General features: G+C 34.4%; 17 protein-coding genes. 2 read left to right on the top strand and 15 right to left on the bottom strand.

Annotation, left to right across the window (positions count from 1 at the left end; genetic code table 11):
• Positions 1-2,064 carry a TonB-dependent receptor family protein gene (locus V5J73_RS00290; RefSeq protein WP_338646792.1) on the bottom strand — a complete coding sequence of 688 codons (2,064 nt, stop codon included), beginning with the start codon at positions 2,062-2,064 and terminating at the stop codon, positions 1-3.
• Between the two features lie 261 nt (positions 2,065-2,325).
• Here V5J73_RS00290 and V5J73_RS00285 point away from each other — a divergent pair, with 261 nt between their 5' ends.
• Together V5J73_RS00285 and V5J73_RS00280 are read left to right on the top strand one after the other, a co-directional pair.
• A complete protein-coding gene (locus V5J73_RS00285) occupies positions 2,326-3,348 on the top strand; it encodes a hypothetical protein (RefSeq protein WP_338646791.1) in 1,023 nt (340 codons plus the stop codon).
• An 8-nt stretch (positions 3,349-3,356) separates the two neighbouring features.
• The gene (locus V5J73_RS00280) at positions 3,357-4,205 is read left to right on the top strand and encodes a polysaccharide deacetylase family protein (protein WP_338646789.1); all 849 of its coding nucleotides are present in this window, start codon (positions 3,357-3,359) and stop codon (positions 4,203-4,205) included.
• A gap of 307 nt (positions 4,206-4,512) precedes the next feature.
• Here V5J73_RS00280 and V5J73_RS00275 read toward each other — a convergent pair whose 3' ends face one another.
• The 14 genes from V5J73_RS00275 to atpE form a co-directional block, all read right to left on the bottom strand.
• Positions 4,513-5,016, bottom strand: a complete 504-nt coding sequence (locus V5J73_RS00275) for a hypothetical protein (protein WP_338646788.1) — start codon at positions 5,014-5,016, stop codon at positions 4,513-4,515.
• A 240-nt stretch (positions 5,017-5,256) separates the two neighbouring features.
• Entirely contained in the window at positions 5,257-6,474 is a 1,218-nt protein-coding gene (locus V5J73_RS00270) for a murein hydrolase activator EnvC family protein (protein WP_338646786.1), read from the bottom strand.
• A gap of 59 nt (positions 6,475-6,533) precedes the next feature.
• Entirely contained in the window at positions 6,534-7,319 is a 786-nt protein-coding gene (locus V5J73_RS00265; RefSeq protein WP_338646784.1) for a DUF4292 domain-containing protein, read from the bottom strand.
• Positions 7,316-8,668 (bottom strand): tetratricopeptide repeat protein, encoded by a 1,353-nt coding sequence (locus tag V5J73_RS00260; RefSeq protein ID WP_338646783.1) that lies wholly within the window; start codon positions 8,666-8,668, stop codon positions 7,316-7,318. Before V5J73_RS00260 ends, V5J73_RS00265 begins: the two co-directional genes overlap by 4 nt.
• A 50-nt stretch (positions 8,669-8,718) precedes the next feature.
• Positions 8,719-9,729 (bottom strand): sugar phosphate nucleotidyltransferase, encoded by a 1,011-nt coding sequence (locus V5J73_RS00255; protein WP_338646782.1) that lies wholly within the window; start codon positions 9,727-9,729, stop codon positions 8,719-8,721.
• A 225-nt stretch (positions 9,730-9,954) separates the two neighbouring features.
• The gene (dut, locus tag V5J73_RS00250) at positions 9,955-10,389 is read right to left on the bottom strand and encodes a dUTP diphosphatase (RefSeq protein ID WP_338646780.1); all 435 of its coding nucleotides are present in this window, start codon (positions 10,387-10,389) and stop codon (positions 9,955-9,957) included.
• A gap of 222 nt (positions 10,390-10,611) precedes the next feature.
• Positions 10,612-12,078 carry a lipopolysaccharide biosynthesis protein gene (locus tag V5J73_RS00245; RefSeq protein ID WP_338646778.1) on the bottom strand — a complete coding sequence of 489 codons (1,467 nt, stop codon included), beginning with the start codon at positions 12,076-12,078 and terminating at the stop codon, positions 10,612-10,614.
• Positions 12,079-12,200: 122 nt separating this feature from the next.
• Positions 12,201-12,662: a hypothetical protein gene (locus tag V5J73_RS00240; protein WP_338646775.1), complete on the bottom strand. Its 462-nt coding sequence runs from the start codon at positions 12,660-12,662 to the stop codon at positions 12,201-12,203.
• Positions 12,663-12,672: 10 nt separating this feature from the next.
• The gene (locus V5J73_RS00235; protein ID WP_338646773.1) at positions 12,673-13,116 is read right to left on the bottom strand and encodes a GNAT family N-acetyltransferase; all 444 of its coding nucleotides are present in this window, start codon (positions 13,114-13,116) and stop codon (positions 12,673-12,675) included.
• Positions 13,117-13,205: 89 nt separating this feature from the next.
• The gene (gene atpG, locus V5J73_RS00230; protein ID WP_338646772.1) at positions 13,206-14,066 is read right to left on the bottom strand and encodes an ATP synthase F1 subunit gamma; all 861 of its coding nucleotides are present in this window, start codon (positions 14,064-14,066) and stop codon (positions 13,206-13,208) included.
• Positions 14,067-14,149: 83 nt separating this feature from the next.
• Positions 14,150-15,727 (bottom strand): F0F1 ATP synthase subunit alpha, encoded by a 1,578-nt coding sequence (atpA, locus tag V5J73_RS00225; RefSeq protein ID WP_338646771.1) that lies wholly within the window; start codon positions 15,725-15,727, stop codon positions 14,150-14,152.
• A 38-nt stretch (positions 15,728-15,765) separates the two neighbouring features.
• Entirely contained in the window at positions 15,766-16,299 is a 534-nt protein-coding gene (gene atpH, locus V5J73_RS00220; RefSeq protein ID WP_338646770.1) for an ATP synthase F1 subunit delta, read from the bottom strand.
• Positions 16,300-16,304: 5 nt separating this feature from the next.
• Positions 16,305-16,805 (bottom strand): F0F1 ATP synthase subunit B, encoded by a 501-nt coding sequence (locus tag V5J73_RS00215; RefSeq protein ID WP_099713990.1) that lies wholly within the window; start codon positions 16,803-16,805, stop codon positions 16,305-16,307.
• 116 nt (positions 16,806-16,921) lie between these two features.
• The gene (gene atpE, locus V5J73_RS00210; protein WP_073353856.1) at positions 16,922-17,113 is read right to left on the bottom strand and encodes an ATP synthase F0 subunit C; all 192 of its coding nucleotides are present in this window, start codon (positions 17,111-17,113) and stop codon (positions 16,922-16,924) included.
• Positions 17,114-17,208: the final 95 nt, after the last annotated feature.

Genomic DNA, 17,208 nt, shown 5'->3' with positions numbered 1-17,208 from the left:
TTAAAAACTATAGAGTACCGAAAAACCTCCGTAATAATTGACTGGATTTCCTGGATAAAAATAACGCGGTGCTGCAGTACCAAATCCTACCGCATTGGGTAAGATATTTGCAGCATACTTTCTATTTAGGGCATTGTTGACTCCTGCATTGACCTCCGCATTTAACCCCTTAAACAAGCGGAACAAATAGGTTACTTTACTATCCAACAACGCATAGCGGTCACTGTATTTGGTGTTGCTATCATTCATCGGGATTTTACCAACGGTTTGCAGAGCAGTATTCCAGCTTATTCCCAATTTTGTTTGTACATCAAACCCGAAATTAAACTGTGACTGTGGTGCGCCAGTAAGTTGATTTCCAGAATAATCAGCATCGCCATCTATAAATTCATTGAACTTAAACACATTAAGAGCACCCGAGACATAGGTCTTAATTTGCACTTGTTCTCTGTTCAAAAGAGCATATCTCAGTACATATTCAAGACCTGAATGTGAACTGCTACCCGCATTGATACCTACAAATTGATCTTCGGCCGTGCGTCGCGCTACCAACAAGTTTTTGATTTGAGTAGTGTACAAAGCAATTTCAGTATAAAGTTTTTGTTTCAACCAATTCCCTTTAAAACCTAGTTCATAATTCCACCCCAATTCTGGCTTCAAGCTGATGTTAATCTTACCTTGAGGCGTTAAGGTTTCTGCAACCGATGGCACCGAGAAACCATTGCTAACTGAGGTATAAAGATGTTTTCCTTTGCTTACTTGATAGGACAATCCGACACGTGGAGACCAAACAGCTCCGAACGAATTAGGCTCATTCTGATTGGTTTCATTTGCCAGTAAATACGAAGTATTATTGAAAGACAAACCCGTTTCTAATTGTAGTTTTGAATTCAGTTGTAGCTCCATTTGAACGAAAAAAGTACTGTAATTTCTATTTTGATTTACAGAACTAAAAGCTTCACCTTGCACACTTCCTTGCCCCGGATGCGATTGATACAAATTACGATACAAGGTGTTTTTGTATTGCTCTCGGAGTAATTCTGTCCCAAAACTCAGTTCCATTGGTACTGCAAAAAGTTGGTCTTTGAAGTTCGCATGCGATCGCAAACCTACTGTATTGGTGTTATCCTCTAAAATATCAAAAGGTCGTGGTTCATAAGCATCTTTAAAACTACCAAAAACACTAGTTTGCAAAGACCATTTAGCAGAAAATTGATGCTGATGCGCGAGTCCCAAAAGTACCTTGTCGTAAGATTCAAATCCTTTTGCAGCAGCCCAAGTTGGAGCCGCTTTCTCAGGATTGTTGTTAAAATCATTTTCGTTAATCGAACTCGGGATAAACGCTTTTAATCGCGTAAATGTTCCTAGAAAAGATAATTTCCCTTTTGAACCCAACTGTTGCTTGCCGTGTACATTCACCGTTTTTCGATTGTAGTCACTGTTAGCTCTAAATCCGTCTTGCTGCACATTGGCAAAACTGCTGTACCAATTGCTTTTTGCATTGGCGTAACCCGCAGTATATTGTTGGTGTAGCAATCCAAAACTCCCAAAAGTAGTGGCTGCTTTCGCAAAAGTTTCTCGTGGTGGCGTCTCTTTTGAAAACAGTTGAATAACACCGCCCAAACCCGAGCCAAAACTCGTAGCATTGGGTCCTTTGGTGATTTCAATTTTTTCGATGGCGCCTAAATTAAGATCGTCAATCGTAGTTTCGCCTTCGCCGGTAGTTAGCGGAATGCCATCAAAATACGCTTTGATTTTAGTTGTGCCAAATTGTGCACGCGCTCCAATACCGCGTACCATGATTCGATTGGTGTTTAATGCGCCTTGCTGCATACTCACTCCCGGAATTGTATTTAATATGGGGGTTAAAATCAGTCCATCACTTTTATTGATATCGACTGCGGTAAGTACTGCGACAGCTGCTGCTGTGTTTTGAATTGTTTTTTGTATTGGCGCACCTTTCAATACTACTTCAGATAATGAAATGGTATCTTTTTTTATTTGTGAAAAAGCAGCAGTGGTAATGCATAAGCAAAGAAGTAAAGAAACGAAGTTTTTGAACAATTTTTTGGAGTTTAGATGAGTAAAAAACTTCTATAAAGTTAACGTTTTCTTTGTATTCGCCAAAAACTGTTCTGAAATTGAACTAAAAACAAATAGAAATCAACAACTCAACAATTAACAGATATCCATTCCGTTTAAATATTAAATTTAAAATTTAAAATCCGTAAATTATGTAATAAATAGGCGTTGAAACATAATTATAAATGATTTCTCGGTTCTAAAATACTATATCTTTACATTGAAAATAAATAGAATTAATTTATGAAAAAATCAGCTATTGCACTTATTGTACTTCCATTATTGCTTTTGAATATTTCCTGTGAAAAAGGAAAAGCAGCAGATGCTGTAACCGATACAGAAAAATCAGATAGCGTAAAAAAGGTCATTGAAGAAAAAACAACACTTACTCTAGATACCGTTGACTATAATAAAAAAATGGTCGCGTTAAGCAATAATGACACTACTGGCAGATGGCCCGCAAAAGCACCTTACCCTTTAGCAGGTGCTTTGTTACCCTACAATAGAATTATTGCGTATTACGGAAATCTATATTCTACAAGAATGGGAATATTGGGTGAACTTCCCCAAAAAGAAATGATAACAAAACTGCAAGGCGAAGTAGCTAAATGGCAAGCAGCCGACTCTACTGTGAAAACAATTCCTGCATTGCACTACATCGCCGTTACGGCTCAAGGCGCTCCTGGAAAAAATAACATGCACCGTTTACGAATGCCTTTTAAACAAATTGATACCGTTATAAGTTGGGCAAAACCCATCAATGCACTAGTGTTTTTAGATATACAAGTAGGACACAGCACTGTAAAAGCAGAAGTAGCGGAGTTAGAAAGATACCTTTCCATGCCGAATGTACATCTTGGAATTGACCCTGAATTTTCAATGAAAGGCGGAGAGCGTCCAGGTTCTAAAATCGGGCATTTTACTGCGGCTGATATAAATGACGCCATTACTATTTTGGCTGATATTGTGCGTAAAAACAAGTTAACTCCAAAAGTATTGGTAGTACACCGATTTACACAAGGAATGGTGAAAAATTATAAAGAAATCAAAACTGTCCCTGAGGTTCAAATCGTAATGGATATGGATGGTTTTGGAAGTAAAGTGTTAAAAAAAGACACTTATAAAGCTTATATTTTTAGAGAACCTGTACAGTTTTCCGGTTTTAAATTATTTTATAAAAATGACAATAAAAACGACTGGAAAATGTATAGCCCTGAAGAGTTAATGAAATTTACTCCAAAACCAATTTACATTCAGTACCAATAATATAGTTTATGAAACATCTTCTTTACTGTTTTTGTCTTGGATTTTTTTTGTTGGTAGGCTGTCAATCAGAACCCCGTAAAATAATCCCCGAAGTTCCCTTAGTTAGTGTTCCTGCAAAAATTGTTACGCAAAAAAAAGTAGCAAATGATGCCACGACCATTCTTTCAAAAAAAGAAGTTCCAATTTTATGTTACCATAACATTCGGGATTTTAGCGCTACTGCAAGTGGAAACATAAAAGTCTACACTGTAAAACCTCCGGCTTTTTCGCAACAAATGAAAGCCTTGGCAGATGCAGGCTTCCAAACCATTTTACCAGAACAATTGTATAATTATTTAGTCTTTGATGGTCCATTACCTGCAAAGCCTATTATGATAACGTTTGATGATACCAGAGAAGAGCAGTTCAGCATTGGCGTAGCCGAAATGAAAAAATATGGTTTCAAAGGAGTGTTTTTTATCATGACCGTTTCTATTAATCGTCCCGGATACATGAGTAAAGAGCAAATTAAAACCTTGTCGGACGACGGACATGTTGTAGGCGCACACACATGGGATCATCATATGGTTACTAAATATGCAGGAGACGACTGGAATACACAATTAGTAAAACCAAAGGCAAAACTAGAGGAAATTATAGGAAAACCTGTGACGGATTTTGCTTATCCATTTGGATTATGGAATACAGCAGCAATTCCTGAAATCAAAAAAAGCAGTTACAAAATGGGATATATTTTGTCTACCAAAAGAGATTCAATAGATCCACTTTACACCATCCGACGCATCATAGTTTCTGGAACTTGGTCAACTGATGGAATGATCAATTCAATTAATTCTTCTTTTAATAAAGCAGAATAATTTTATATTAGTAACCCTCGCAAAGAGAATAACTTAAATTTATAGCGAAACTTTCAGTTGATTTAAGATAGTTCCTCAGCAAGAATAAAAATAAAAAAGCATTATCACATTCCACGGAATACGATAATGCTTTTTTTATGAAAACTGGAATTCTTATCTTTTTGAATAGCCAATCCAACGGAGGGTTACTTAAATGTACTGACTGTTGTGCGTATCCCTCTGACTTAGCACAACAGTCGTGAATATCTATATCTTATTGTAAAAAATACTATAAATATCCAATTTTCTATTTTTAATATGAGTCCTGCTACTTGTTGTTTTTTGATTTTTCGAAAATAAATACGGGTGCATCATAGTTAATTGGTACCTCAGAAGTAAAAAAAACTAACCCCAATACACTACTTTGTATTCCTGTACCTAATAGCAATTTGTCCCCTTTCATTAATAAAGCAATTGGCTTACTTAAACCCAAGCCACCGTAAGATTTGTAATAATAAGCCCCCAACAAAGTATCACCAACTATTTTACCTCTTACATATCCGGAGTCTTTCATTGTTTTATGTCCATAAAATATTTCATATTTTCCCGTAAAATAATTATCCCCTGTTGTGAGTGATAAGTAGGCTGTATCTCGTCCATTAATTGCTCTAAAAGAATTTTGTTTTTCTTCTACTTTTCTATTGTTGCAACCAATCATAAAGGTGATTAGCGGCAACATAATTAACTGTTTCACTAGCGTCACGATCTTTTTTTTGGAATTTTTTATTTTGAGAATATCTATTGAATTTTTAACATACATTTTATTTTTCATGTCAAGCTTTCTTAATTGTGATTGTCTATTTACAAATTACACTTGATTTTTTGAAAACGTACCTTTTGAAGTGTTCGTCAAACGATCGTCCTAAAAAGCTCAAACTGTTCTAAAAATGTCTCTACTCCATGAAATAAATATTAATTTCATAAAGAGTGGGGTTTACTGCTATAACCAACTTAAAAAAAAGCACTATTACATTCCAGGGAATACGACAGTGCTTTTTGTGTAACGCCATTTTTATCTTGGTGACAACCAACCTTCGGGATCGTTGTAAGTTGTATTTTGAAGAATTAAAAACTTGATTATCGTTTTTCCTGTCTCACCGTTGGTTCTTACTTTTCCAAGGCTTTGTTTAATACTCACTTTATCTCCTTTACTAACATTTACAGAGCTCAAATTTTGATATACTGTGAAGAAATCTCCATGTTGTATCATTACTGCTTTGTTTACTGGTGACAAAACAATTACGCTAGTTACTTCTCCGCCAAAAACGGCTCTTGCGCTTGCGCCCTTGTCTGTTGTGATTTCTACACCACTATTGTGTACGGTAATGGTATTAAACAATGGATGCGTCTGGTTTCCATATCCTAAAGATATATAGCCTTTCTCAACAGGATAAGGCAACCTTCCTCTATTGGCTCTAAAGTTATCTGCAACAATTTTAGCTTCTGGAGTTAACTCAATTTTTGAGGAAGATACTGCCGCTTTTGAAACTGGAGCACTTGGATTTGCTTTTGCTTTTTCTAAAGCTGCTTTTCTATTGGCAGCCGCAATAGCCTCTCGAATTAACTTATTAATTTGTCTGTCAATTGCTCTATATTCTTGTTGTCGTTTCTTAATTTCTTGAGCAATCTTATTTTTATCTTTTTTAATAACGTTTACCAATTTCAATTGCTCTTGTTTTTCTTTTTCAAGTGACAATCGTTCTTTTTCGTTTTCAGCAATCAGTTTTTGTTTGGCTGTTTTTTGTACGTTCAGTTTTGCATTAAAATCGATAAGCTTGTTCGACTTCGTTTTTATTTCTTCACCTTGCATTTTTCTGTAGCTCGTGTATTGCTTCATGTACTGTGCTCTTTTATAAGCCTGCAAAAAGTTTTCAGACGACAATAAGAACATCGCTCTACTTTCGGCAGATCGGCTTTTATATGACTTTACAATCATTTCAGCATAATCCTCCTTAAGTTCAGCTAGTTCTTTCTTAAGTTTATTGATTTGTACCTGATTAATATACATGTCATTGTTAAGCAACTTGGTTTGCTTTTCGGTCGTGTTTATTAATTTTTCTTTCAGCTTTATTTTTGTACTCTGAATAATAACTACATTGACAGCGGATTTTTCTTTTTTCTTTACTGTTTGTAATAACTTTTCATTTTCTCGAATTTCCTTTTGAATTTGAGCTTTACGTTCTTCTAATTTTTCTTGTTGGGATTCCTGACTCCAAAGTAATGAAGTCATACAGATAAAAATTAGGCTTAGGAGAAATTTTGGCATATTAAAAAAATATTTTGGCTAATTTACTTAATTATAATTCTTTTGTACCCATTTGGAACACTATAAGGAAAAGAAAGTTCTTCATTGAAAGTTACCGTGTTGTAATCCAGATTAATTTCGGTGTTTCCTTTCTTCTGAAACGTATTGATTAGAACGCTAGTTGGCAATGTTCCCTCGTTATAGACTTTGTTGTCTGCATAGGCTACTTTAATCATTCGTTCCTCGGTAGTTTGGGTGATTTCTTGTTTTTGAACTAAAAACTTATCGGCATCCAAAAAGAATGATTTTTTCGTATTTGCATTCGAAACATCATCTAAACGGTACGTTTGTTCCAGCAAGGATTCCAGATACTTCCCTTTCGTCAAATCATCAATTGCTTGACCTAATAACATATTTTGAATTTTATTATAATCTAAATCCGTTCCTAACCATTGGCTTAAGCTAGTAAAATCACCTTCAAAATAACTACCGTTTATTTTTTCATAATAGTTCACTGACTTTGGTGTAATCAATGCTTTAGCCATTGTAATTCCAAGAAAACGAATGCTAACTAAAATTTGTTCGTCTTTCTTAATCCTAATTTCAGCCGTAACATTTTGAGTTTGTTTGTTGTCAGCATAACGCGCACTCGATTTAATATATAATGTAGAAAACTGATTTTTATTGTTGTAATAATTTTCTATTATTTTTTTAGACGTCATGTAACTCGCCTCCGTTGTTGGCACATTCCCTGCCGCAACTGCTATGGCTTTCGATTTACACGACACCATAAAAAGAGCTATTAATACTATTATTGCTATTTTTTTCATTGTTTTTTTTCTTTTATTAATTGATTGGCTTTAGAAAAATACAGCTCCTTTTTCTTGAAATCTCCCAAGCCATTGTACGCTTCTCCTAACTGAATGTTGAAGTTTATTTCTAATGCTCTATCTTCTACTACATAATCCATGCCCATTTCTAGTATATCTTTGGCTTTCTTAAATTGTTGCAATTGATTATTAGCCATTCCTGAGTAGTAGTAAAACTGTGGTTGTGTTGGAAAAACATCAACCATTGCTGACGCTTTTTTAGCTACCAACCCAAACTCCTTTGTCTCTGTATACATCTGAAGCAAAAGCAAATGGGTTTCGATATCGTCTCCAGAACCATTTTTTAATGCTTGTTCATAGTAGGTAATTGCTTTTGCCCATTGCTTTTTTGTATGGAAAAATTTCCCTATTTCCTTAGCAACATTAACTTCTTTATCATTATCGAAATATGAAATTGCTTTTTCTAAATCAGCTGTGTATTGCGGATTTTTATTTGCAAAAATCAAAAACTCATTCAGTATTCTGTGCTTTATTTTAGAATCTATTTTGGCGCTAGCCAAAACTACATTCATGGCACTAATTGCTTTTGGTCCATCATTATTATCCAAATACGTTTTGAACAACGTTACTTGTGCCCATTCAGAATTTGGTAAGGCTTTTTCCAGTTTTTTGACAATTTCAAAAGCTTTTCCCTCTTCATTATTTTTAGAATACAAAACAATTAGACTGATGTAATTTGACTCTTCTTTTGGGTTCTTTTCAATCTGTGCTAACAAATTTGAAACTTCAATATTTTGAAACTTTCCTTCGGACAGGATTTGGCTTTTGTATAATTCCCTACGGTCTGTTTTTCCAATGGTTTCATTGAGTTCTTGAATTAACGTCAATGCTTTTTCAAACTGATTAGTCCCCATATACAAAGAGGTCAAATCTTCTTTATACTTTGGATCAAATTCAATTAATTTATTGATGACCGTAATTCCCTGGGTAAAATTTTTAGTTTCATAACTCACATCGTACATTCCCACCCAGAACCATTTATTTTTTGGATCTATTTGGGTCGCTTTTTCAAATGAACTATAGGCATTTTTATATTCCTTTAATGCTAAATAATTTTTTCCTAATTCATAATAAACAGCCGCATCATCTGGTTTAATCTTGATGCATTTATCCAAGGCTATTACTGCTTTATCATAATTTTCAATTCCTTTTTGAAGCAATGATTCATAAAAAAGTTCCTGAAATTGATCTGTATCAAGCTTGATTTCCTCGGGTTCCGTTTGTGCCCATAGCAAAGCTGAATTGCATTGCAAAACCAGAAATAAAAATAGTAAAGCGCTGTTTTTCATGCTGTTTTTTAATTCTGCATCTTTATACTAGGTACAACAATCGAACCATTTTATTCTAAAACCGAATAATCACCAATACTGATGCTTGTAAAATTACCATCAAAGCTGGCATGATTTCCAATCATTGCATTATCTAAATTCGCATTTTTTATATGAGCGTGCGTTTGTACCAAACTATTTTTAATAGTACTGTTTACTACATGACATCCTTTTCCTAGAGAGACATTGGGCCCAACAGTTGCATTAATTAATACCACATCTTCTCCAATGTAACAGGGCGGAATAATAGTAGCATTTTCTAATTTAACATCGAAGTCTACTAAATGCTCTCCGTCATTGTGTAAGAAACCTAACATTCTAGAATTTGTTTCAACTGTAACATCTTTGTTGCCACAATCCATCCATTCGTCTACTTTACCTGGAACAAATTTCATGCCTTTGGCCATCATTTGCTTGATTCCATCATTAATTTGATATTCTCCTCCATGAATAATATTATTATCTAATACTAATTGCAGTTCGTTTTTTAGAACGGCAATATCTTTAAAATAATAAATTCCAATAACAGCAAGATCAGATACAAATGTTGCTGGTTTTTCTACTAATTCTACTATTTCATTAGCGTCATTGAGGTTTATTACTCCAAAAGCTTCTGGATGATCCACTTGTTTTACCCAAATAACACTATCGGCATTTTGATCTAAATCAAAATCGGCACGAATTAACGTATCGGCATAAGCAATAACCGCTGGTCCGCTCAAAGAATCTTTGGCACACATAATGGCATGACCCGTTCCTAACGCTTCGTTTTGATAATAAATAGTTCCTTTGGCACCTAATTTTTGAGCAATAGCAAGTAGTTCTTCTTCTACTTTTTTGCCAAAACTTTCGTGAATGATAAAGGCTACTTCTTCGATATCTTGATTCAATACGCCGGCGATATCTTCTACTAGACGATGCACAATTGGTTTTCCAGCAACTGGAATTAATGGCTTAGGAATAGTTAATGTATGTGGGCGAAGGCGTGAACCACGGCCTGCCATTGGGACAATTATTTTCATATTTTTTTATTGAAAAATTAAATGATTGAAAAATTTAATACAAATATTTAAATTTTTTAATCTTTGAATTATTAAATTAATTTACTTTTTTTAACCGTAAAGTTCGCAAAGTTTTTTTTGTTTTATTATGCTACAGATTAAACAGATTGTACCGATTTCCACAACTTGGTTTTTGAAACAACTTGGTTAATCAATTTTCACAACTGAATACTGAACACTGCTTAGTTATTTCACTCCCGTACTTCCAAAACCACCTTCGCCTCTAGAAGTTTCTGATAGCTCTTGAACTTCGATCCACTCCGCTCGTTCGTGTTTTGCTATGATAAGTTGTGCGATACGCTCTCCGTTTTCGATGACGAAATCTTCATTGGATAAATTTACTAAAATCACACCAATTTCGCCACGATAATCTGCATCTACTGTTCCCGGAGAATTCAGCACTGTAATCCCTTTTTTGGCAGCCAGACCGCTTCTTGGACGTACTTGTGCTTCATAACCTATTGGTAATTCTATAAAAAGACCTGTTTTTATAATGGTTCTTTCCAGTGGTTTAAGGTTTATCGATTCGGTTAAGTTAGCTCTTAAATCCATTCCTGCTGAAGCTATGGTTTCATAGTTGGGCAAGGCGTGTTGTGATTTGTTGATTATGTTTATTGTCATTATTATTTATGGTTATGGAACAAGCTATGAATTGCTGATTCGCAGGATTTATATAGTATTTAAGATTTTAGCCGTGATGGAAGTGGAAAGCCTTTTTTTGTAAAATTGTATTTTTTCATGGATAAAAAGAGCGACCAGAGGAAGCTCCTTTTTGGACTTAGAAAAAAACAATTTTAGGAAAAAGCTTGAAACGTACAGCGCGATTGGCTCCTAAAAATTATTTTAATTCGGTTTTCGTTTTAAAATCTTGGTTAATAATTCTTTTTCGTTGTGGTATATAAAATACAGGAACGCGAGCAATAATGGGATTCCGACAAAATAATTTTCTCGGAAACCATAAAATGAAATCGCAGAAAATCCTATGGATAATAGCAGATAAATTGCAATTTTATTAGTGTCATACGGGATGGGATAATATTTGTTTCCGAAATAGTAAGAGATAAACATCATGCTTCCATAGGCCGCAATTGTAGCAATTGCCGAGCCATAATAGCTCATTGTGGGGATTAGCAGGTAATTTAAAGCTAATGTGATTATAGCTCCCACTATAGAAATATAGGCTCCGATATGGGTTTTGTCTATCAGTTTATACCAAACCGAAAGATTGGTGTATATGCCAAGGAAAAAATTGGCGAGAATGATTAAGGGTACTACTTTCATAGCTTCCCAATAAGATTCATCTTGTATCATAATAACTTTCAAGACATCGGCAAAAACGATTACGGATAGTAATATAAAAGAGCCGAAAATGACAAAATATTTGGTAATCGTGGCGTAGGTTTGAGGGGCATCTTGCTTATCAGCGTGGCTGAAAAAGAAGGGTTCAATTCCTAAGGTGTAAGCCGTGCGATACAAAACCATAAACAAACCGAGTTTGTAACATGCAGAATAAACACCCACCTCGGCAGCAGCGATGTTTGCTGGAAGTAGCTTTCCTAATAAAATTTTATCGAATTGCTCGTTGATGGCAAATGCGATTCCGGCAACCATAATAGGCAAGCCATACTGCATCATTCGCTTCCAAAGGGTGTAATCAAAATGCCATTTTAGCAAAAGGTAGTTAGGAGAAAGTAGGAGAAAAGTAACTAAACTCGCAACGATATTCGATACAAAAATATAACCTATTTGAAAATCTTCTAAGTAAAAAGAACATAAAAAACTATCGGGATTTGACTGTTCGATGCTTGGCAAATAAATCAAAAAGAAAAGGTTTAAAAGCAGATTAATAGCCACATTTCCTATTTTAATTAGAGCATATTTTATAGGTTGCTGATTGACTCTTAATTTAGAAAAAGGAACAATCACTAGCGCATCCAGAACTAAAATCCAGATGGTGTACGTAATATATTGAACATCAATTCCGGACCAAATTGCTAATTTATTTCTAAATAATAAGGCTATAAATAAAAACGAAATAGAAGTCCAAAAGAGCGAAACGGATGTTGTTTCCACAACCGATTTCTTATCGGTTTCTTTATTGTAAAATCTAAAGAAAGCAGTCTCAAATCCATACGCAAGAATGACATTAAAGAAAATCATCCAAGCAAAAATGATAGAAACTTTTCCGTATTCTGCTTTAGGAAGCAAATCTGTGTATAATGGAACCAGTATAAAACTGAACATTCTTGGTATAACCGTAGCCAATCCATAAATGGCAGTCTGTTTAAAAAGATTTTTATATAATCCCAAAATGATGTGTCTATTACTATTTATAAAAACAAAAATAACGAATTCTTTGGTTTAATCATCTGAAGTGAATATTTGTTTTAATGCCAAACAATTCACTAAAAATAAACTCCTTTTCACCAAAATTATCTTAATGGCTTTTCTATGAGATTTGATATTTTAAAAAACTGGGTTTTATGATCTTTCTTGTATTCCAAAACTGCTTCGTTGGGTTTCAAATGAAATTTAGTTTTTTGAATGACTGGCGCTTTATTTCCATATTCTTTTGAAGGATCTTTGTGCAATATCAAATCCTGCTGGGCAATACTTGAGCTGAAATAAGCTGTAAAATCTTTTGAGGTAATTCCTTTTAGAAACGCTTCCTGATTGTGAAAATAGACTTTCTCTAACTTGACGGTTTTCGCTAACGGTTTTTCTAATTCAATATAAAAATATACTCCGCTACTTTTGGCACTGTTTTTCTCTTTCTGGTAAAAAACTGATTTTATTTCTTGAGGAAATTCCGTTTGAAATTCTTGTTTCATAGCACAAAAAGTAAGGCTGATTGCCATTATAAATAAGGAAAAAATTGTTTTAAATCCTTTCATATTTTTCTTTTTAACTTAATCCTTCTTCATTTAAAATCTTGAGAAAGTGAAATCCTTTTGGTACATAACCTTGGTTGTAATAAAAACGATGTGCATTAAAATTTCCCGTAAAAGCATCTAAAACAATCATGGTACAACCGAGTTCTTTTGCTTTGGCATCGACGTAATCCGTCATCATTTTCCCAATTCCTTTTTTACGGTGCTCTGGATGCACGATAAAGTTATCAATTTCTAAGTACTTTCCAGACCAAAGTTTAGTTCCAGACCACAATCCAGATAACCCTACGCAAACGTCATTTTCAAAGACGGCAATTTGCTTGTAGTTGTGTGGAACCATATCCGTGAGGTACGCATCGTATTTCTCTAAACTGAAATTTGTATATAAATATTGCATGACAGGATATTGCGCCAGCATTTCTTGTTTTGTAGTAAGTTCTTTGAGGTGTAGTTTCATTCTGCTAGTATTTTTAAACTATAAAATTAAACAAAAAAAGAGGCACGCTTTAGCATACCTCTTAGAATATATTTTGAATTAATATTGTATTACCCATTCAATGCTTCAGCACCACCAACAATCTCTAAGATTTCATTAGTAATAGAAGCTTGACGTGCTTTGTTGTAAGTCAATTTCAATTGATTTCTCAATTCTGTTGCGTTATCAGTTGCTTTGTGCATCGCAGTCATACGTGCTCCATGCTCGGAAGCAAATGAATCACGAATTCCTTTATACAATTGTGTTTTTAATGATTTTGGAATCAAAGTTAACACGATTTCTTCTTTTGAAGGTTCAAAAATATAATCTCCAGTCGAAACTGTAAGATCAGATTTTATAGGTGCTAATGGCAAAAATTGTTCTGTTTGAACGATTTGTGTCGCAGCATTTTTAAATTGGTTGTAAATCAACTCAATTTTATCGTATTCACCAGAAACAAATTTCTCTGTTAACAAGTCAGCAATTTTTGCCACATTGTCAAAAGTCAAATCGTCAAAAATAGCGCTTTGATTATCTACAATTGAAAGTGATTTGCTTAAAACGTCATTTCCTTTTTTACCGATAGCAAAAATATCCACTTGCTTTCCAGCATAAAACTCTGAACGGTTTTTTGCTTCTTTGATAACATTTGTGTTAAATGCACCACATAAACCTCTATTAGAAGTAATGGCAACAACTAAAACTTTCTTAATCTCACGTTGTGTTGTAAACTCTCCACCTGCGTCACCTTCAAGTGTAGCAGAAAGATTTTGCAATAGTTCCGTTAATTTTTCGGCATAAGGGCGCATTGCTGTGATTGCATCTTGTGCTTTCTTTAGCTTTGCTGCAGAAACCATTTTCATTGCCGATGTAATTTGCATCGTAGATGAAACGGAAGTAATTCTATTACGGATTTCCTTTAAATTTGCCATTGTTTTGTAAGTATGAAGATTTAAGTATTAAGTATTAAGTACCTAGAAAATTTTGATACTTAATACTTCTCACTTAGTACTTTTTAGTTATATTTTGCTGATAATTCTTTTGCTACAGTTTCGATTACATCTGTAATTTCGTCTGTTAATTTTCCTGCTTTCAAAGCATCAAGAGTCGCTCTGTGTTTGTTATTCAAGAATTCTAAGAAATCTTTCTCAAATTCTCTTACTTTATTCACAGGAACATTTCTCAATAAATTTTTAGAACCAGCATAGATAATTGCAACTTGGTCTTCAACAGTATACGGATCGTTCAAACCTTGTTTCAAGATTTCAACGTTTCTTTTTCCTTTTTCAATTACATTTAAAGTAACAGCATCAAGATCAGAACCAAATTTAGCAAACGCTTCCAATTCACGGAATTGTGCTTGATCTAGTTTTAATGTACCAGCTACTTTTTTCATTGATTTAATTTGTGCATTTCCTCCAACACGAGATACAGAGATACCTACGTTAATCGCTGGACGAACCCCAGAGTTAAACAAATCTCCATCAAGGAAAATTTGACCATCTGTAATCGAAATTACGTTTGTTGGGATGTATGCAGAAACGTCACCCGCTTGTGTTTCAATAATTGGTAAAGCAGTAAGAGAACCACCACCTTTTACAATTGATTTCAATGAGTCTGGTAAATCGTTCATGTCTTTAGCAATTCCGTCATCAGCAATTACTTTACAAGCACGCTCTAATAAACGACTGTGAAGGTAGAAAACGTCTCCAGGATATGCTTCACGTCCCGGTGGTCTTCTCAATAAAAGAGAAACCTCACGATACGCTACTGCTTGCTTAGATAAGTCATCATAAACAATTAAAGCTGGACGACCTGAATCTCTAAAATACTCCCCAATAGCAGCACCTGCAAAAGGAGCATACACTTGCATTGGAGCTGGATCAGAAGCATTCGCTGCAACAATAACGGTATACGCCATTGCACCTTTTTCTTCTAACATTTTAGCAATTCCTGCTACAGTTGACGCTTTTTGTCCAATTGCAACATATATACAGAATACTGGTTTCCCAGCATCATAAAATTCTTTTTGATTTAAGATAGTATCGATACAAACAGTTGATTTACCTGTTTGACGGTCACCAATAACTAGCTCACGTTGTCCACGACCTACTGGAATCATAGCATCTACTGCTTTAATACCGGTTTGTAATGGTTCAGTAACGGGTTGACGGAAGATAACTCCAGGAGCTTTTCTTTCCAAAGGCATCTCGTATAAATCTCCACCAATTGGTCCTTTTCCATCAATTGGAAAACCAAGAGTATTTACTACACGACCTACCATTTGTTCTCCTACTTTAAGAGAAGCAATACGTTGTGTTCTTTTTGCAGTTGATCCTTCTTTGATTCCTGTAGATGGTCCTAAAAGTACCACACCTACATTGTCTTCTTCAAGGTTCAAAACAATAGCTTCTAATCCATTGTCAAATTCAACTAATTCTCCATATTGAACATTAGAAAGCCCGTAAATACGAGCAATACCATCTCCAACTTGAAGTACTGTTCCTACTTCTTCTAGTGTAGCACCAGATTCAAAACCTTCTACTTGCTTTCTTAATATTGCTGAAATTTCAGCAGGTTTGATTTCCGCCATCTTACTTTATAATTTAAACACTTAAATGTGCAATAAAACTAATTACTTAACTCTCTTTTTAATACTTGTAATCTGTTGGCCACGGAAGCATTGTATTGCTTGTCGCCTATTCGTAAAATAAATCCTCCAATGATTGAAGCATCTACTGTATTTTCTATTGTAATTTTCTTATCCGAAAATGTTGCAATTTTTGCCAAAACTTGTGCTTCTAATACTGCATCCATAGCAATAGCAGTAGTAACCTGAGCTACTTCTATACCATTCATAACATCAGATAGTTTACTGTATTCTATTGCAATTGCTTCTAGAATTTCGAATCTTTTGTTTTCAAATAACAAATGAAACAACCCTTGAGTTACGCCATTGATACCTGCAAAAACTTCTAACAGTGCTTTCTCTTTTACCTCCACTTTAGTAGTTGGATTTTGAATAAAAGTACTCAATTCCAAATTACCATTAATTGTTGAAGCTATAGATTTCATATCATTATTTACAACCTCGGCAACACCTTTTGAGTTTGCTAAGTCTAGAATTGCTTTTGCATAACGAATTGCTGCTCTTGTACTTGCCATAATTGTTAGTTTAACTTTACGTCACCTAACATTTTCTCTACTAATTTAGTTTGAGCTTCTTTGTTAGATAATTCGTCTTTCAATATTTTTTCTGCGATACTCAATGATAAAGTTGAAACTTGTAATTTCAATTCTGCCATTGCTGCATTTTTTTCGCTTTCAATTGCTGCTTTCGCTTGCTCAATCATTTTCAATCCTTGAGCTTGCGCTTCGTTTTTAGCATCAGCAACCATTTTCTCTTTCATTTCACGAGCATCTTTAAGCATGTTGTCACGCTCTAATCTTGCTTCTTGTAAAATACGTTGGTTGTCAGCTTGAAGATTTTGCATTTCTTTTCTAGCATTTTCAGCAGAAAGTAATGCATTTTTAATTCCTTCTTCTCTATCATTAACTGCATCAAGAATTGGTTTCCAAGCGAATTTTTTTAACAAGAGTATTAATCCAACAAATATTGCTATTTGCCAAATAAACAAACCAAACGAAAAATCATTTATTAACTTATCCATTATATCTAATTATAAATTTTAAAGTATGAATTGCTTTTAATCGCAATTTGTAATGTTTTAATTTTAAAAACAATAGTTACAACCAACCGTTGTAACTATTGTTTTTTAAGTTTTAATTAAGATGCGAATAACGCAGCGAAACCAATACCTTCAATAAGTGCAGCTGCAATAAGCATAGCTGTTTGGATTTTTCCAGAAGCTTCTGGCTGACGAGCAATAGCGTCCATTGCTGAACCACCAATTCTACCAATACCTAAACCTGCTCCGATAACAATCAATCCTGCTCCTACAATAGTTGGAATTTCCATAATATATATATTAAAAATTAAACATTCTTATTAATAGTCTAAAGTTGTAAAGTCTAATGTCATAAAGTCAAGTTGACTTTTAAACTTTCGACGTT

Origin of the sequence: Flavobacterium sp. KS-LB2 (genome assembly GCF_036895565.1) — a bacterium.
In the GTDB taxonomy this organism is placed as follows: Bacteria; Bacteroidota; Bacteroidia; order Flavobacteriales; family Flavobacteriaceae; genus Flavobacterium.
This window is presented reverse-complemented; position numbering and strand designations above follow the sequence as displayed.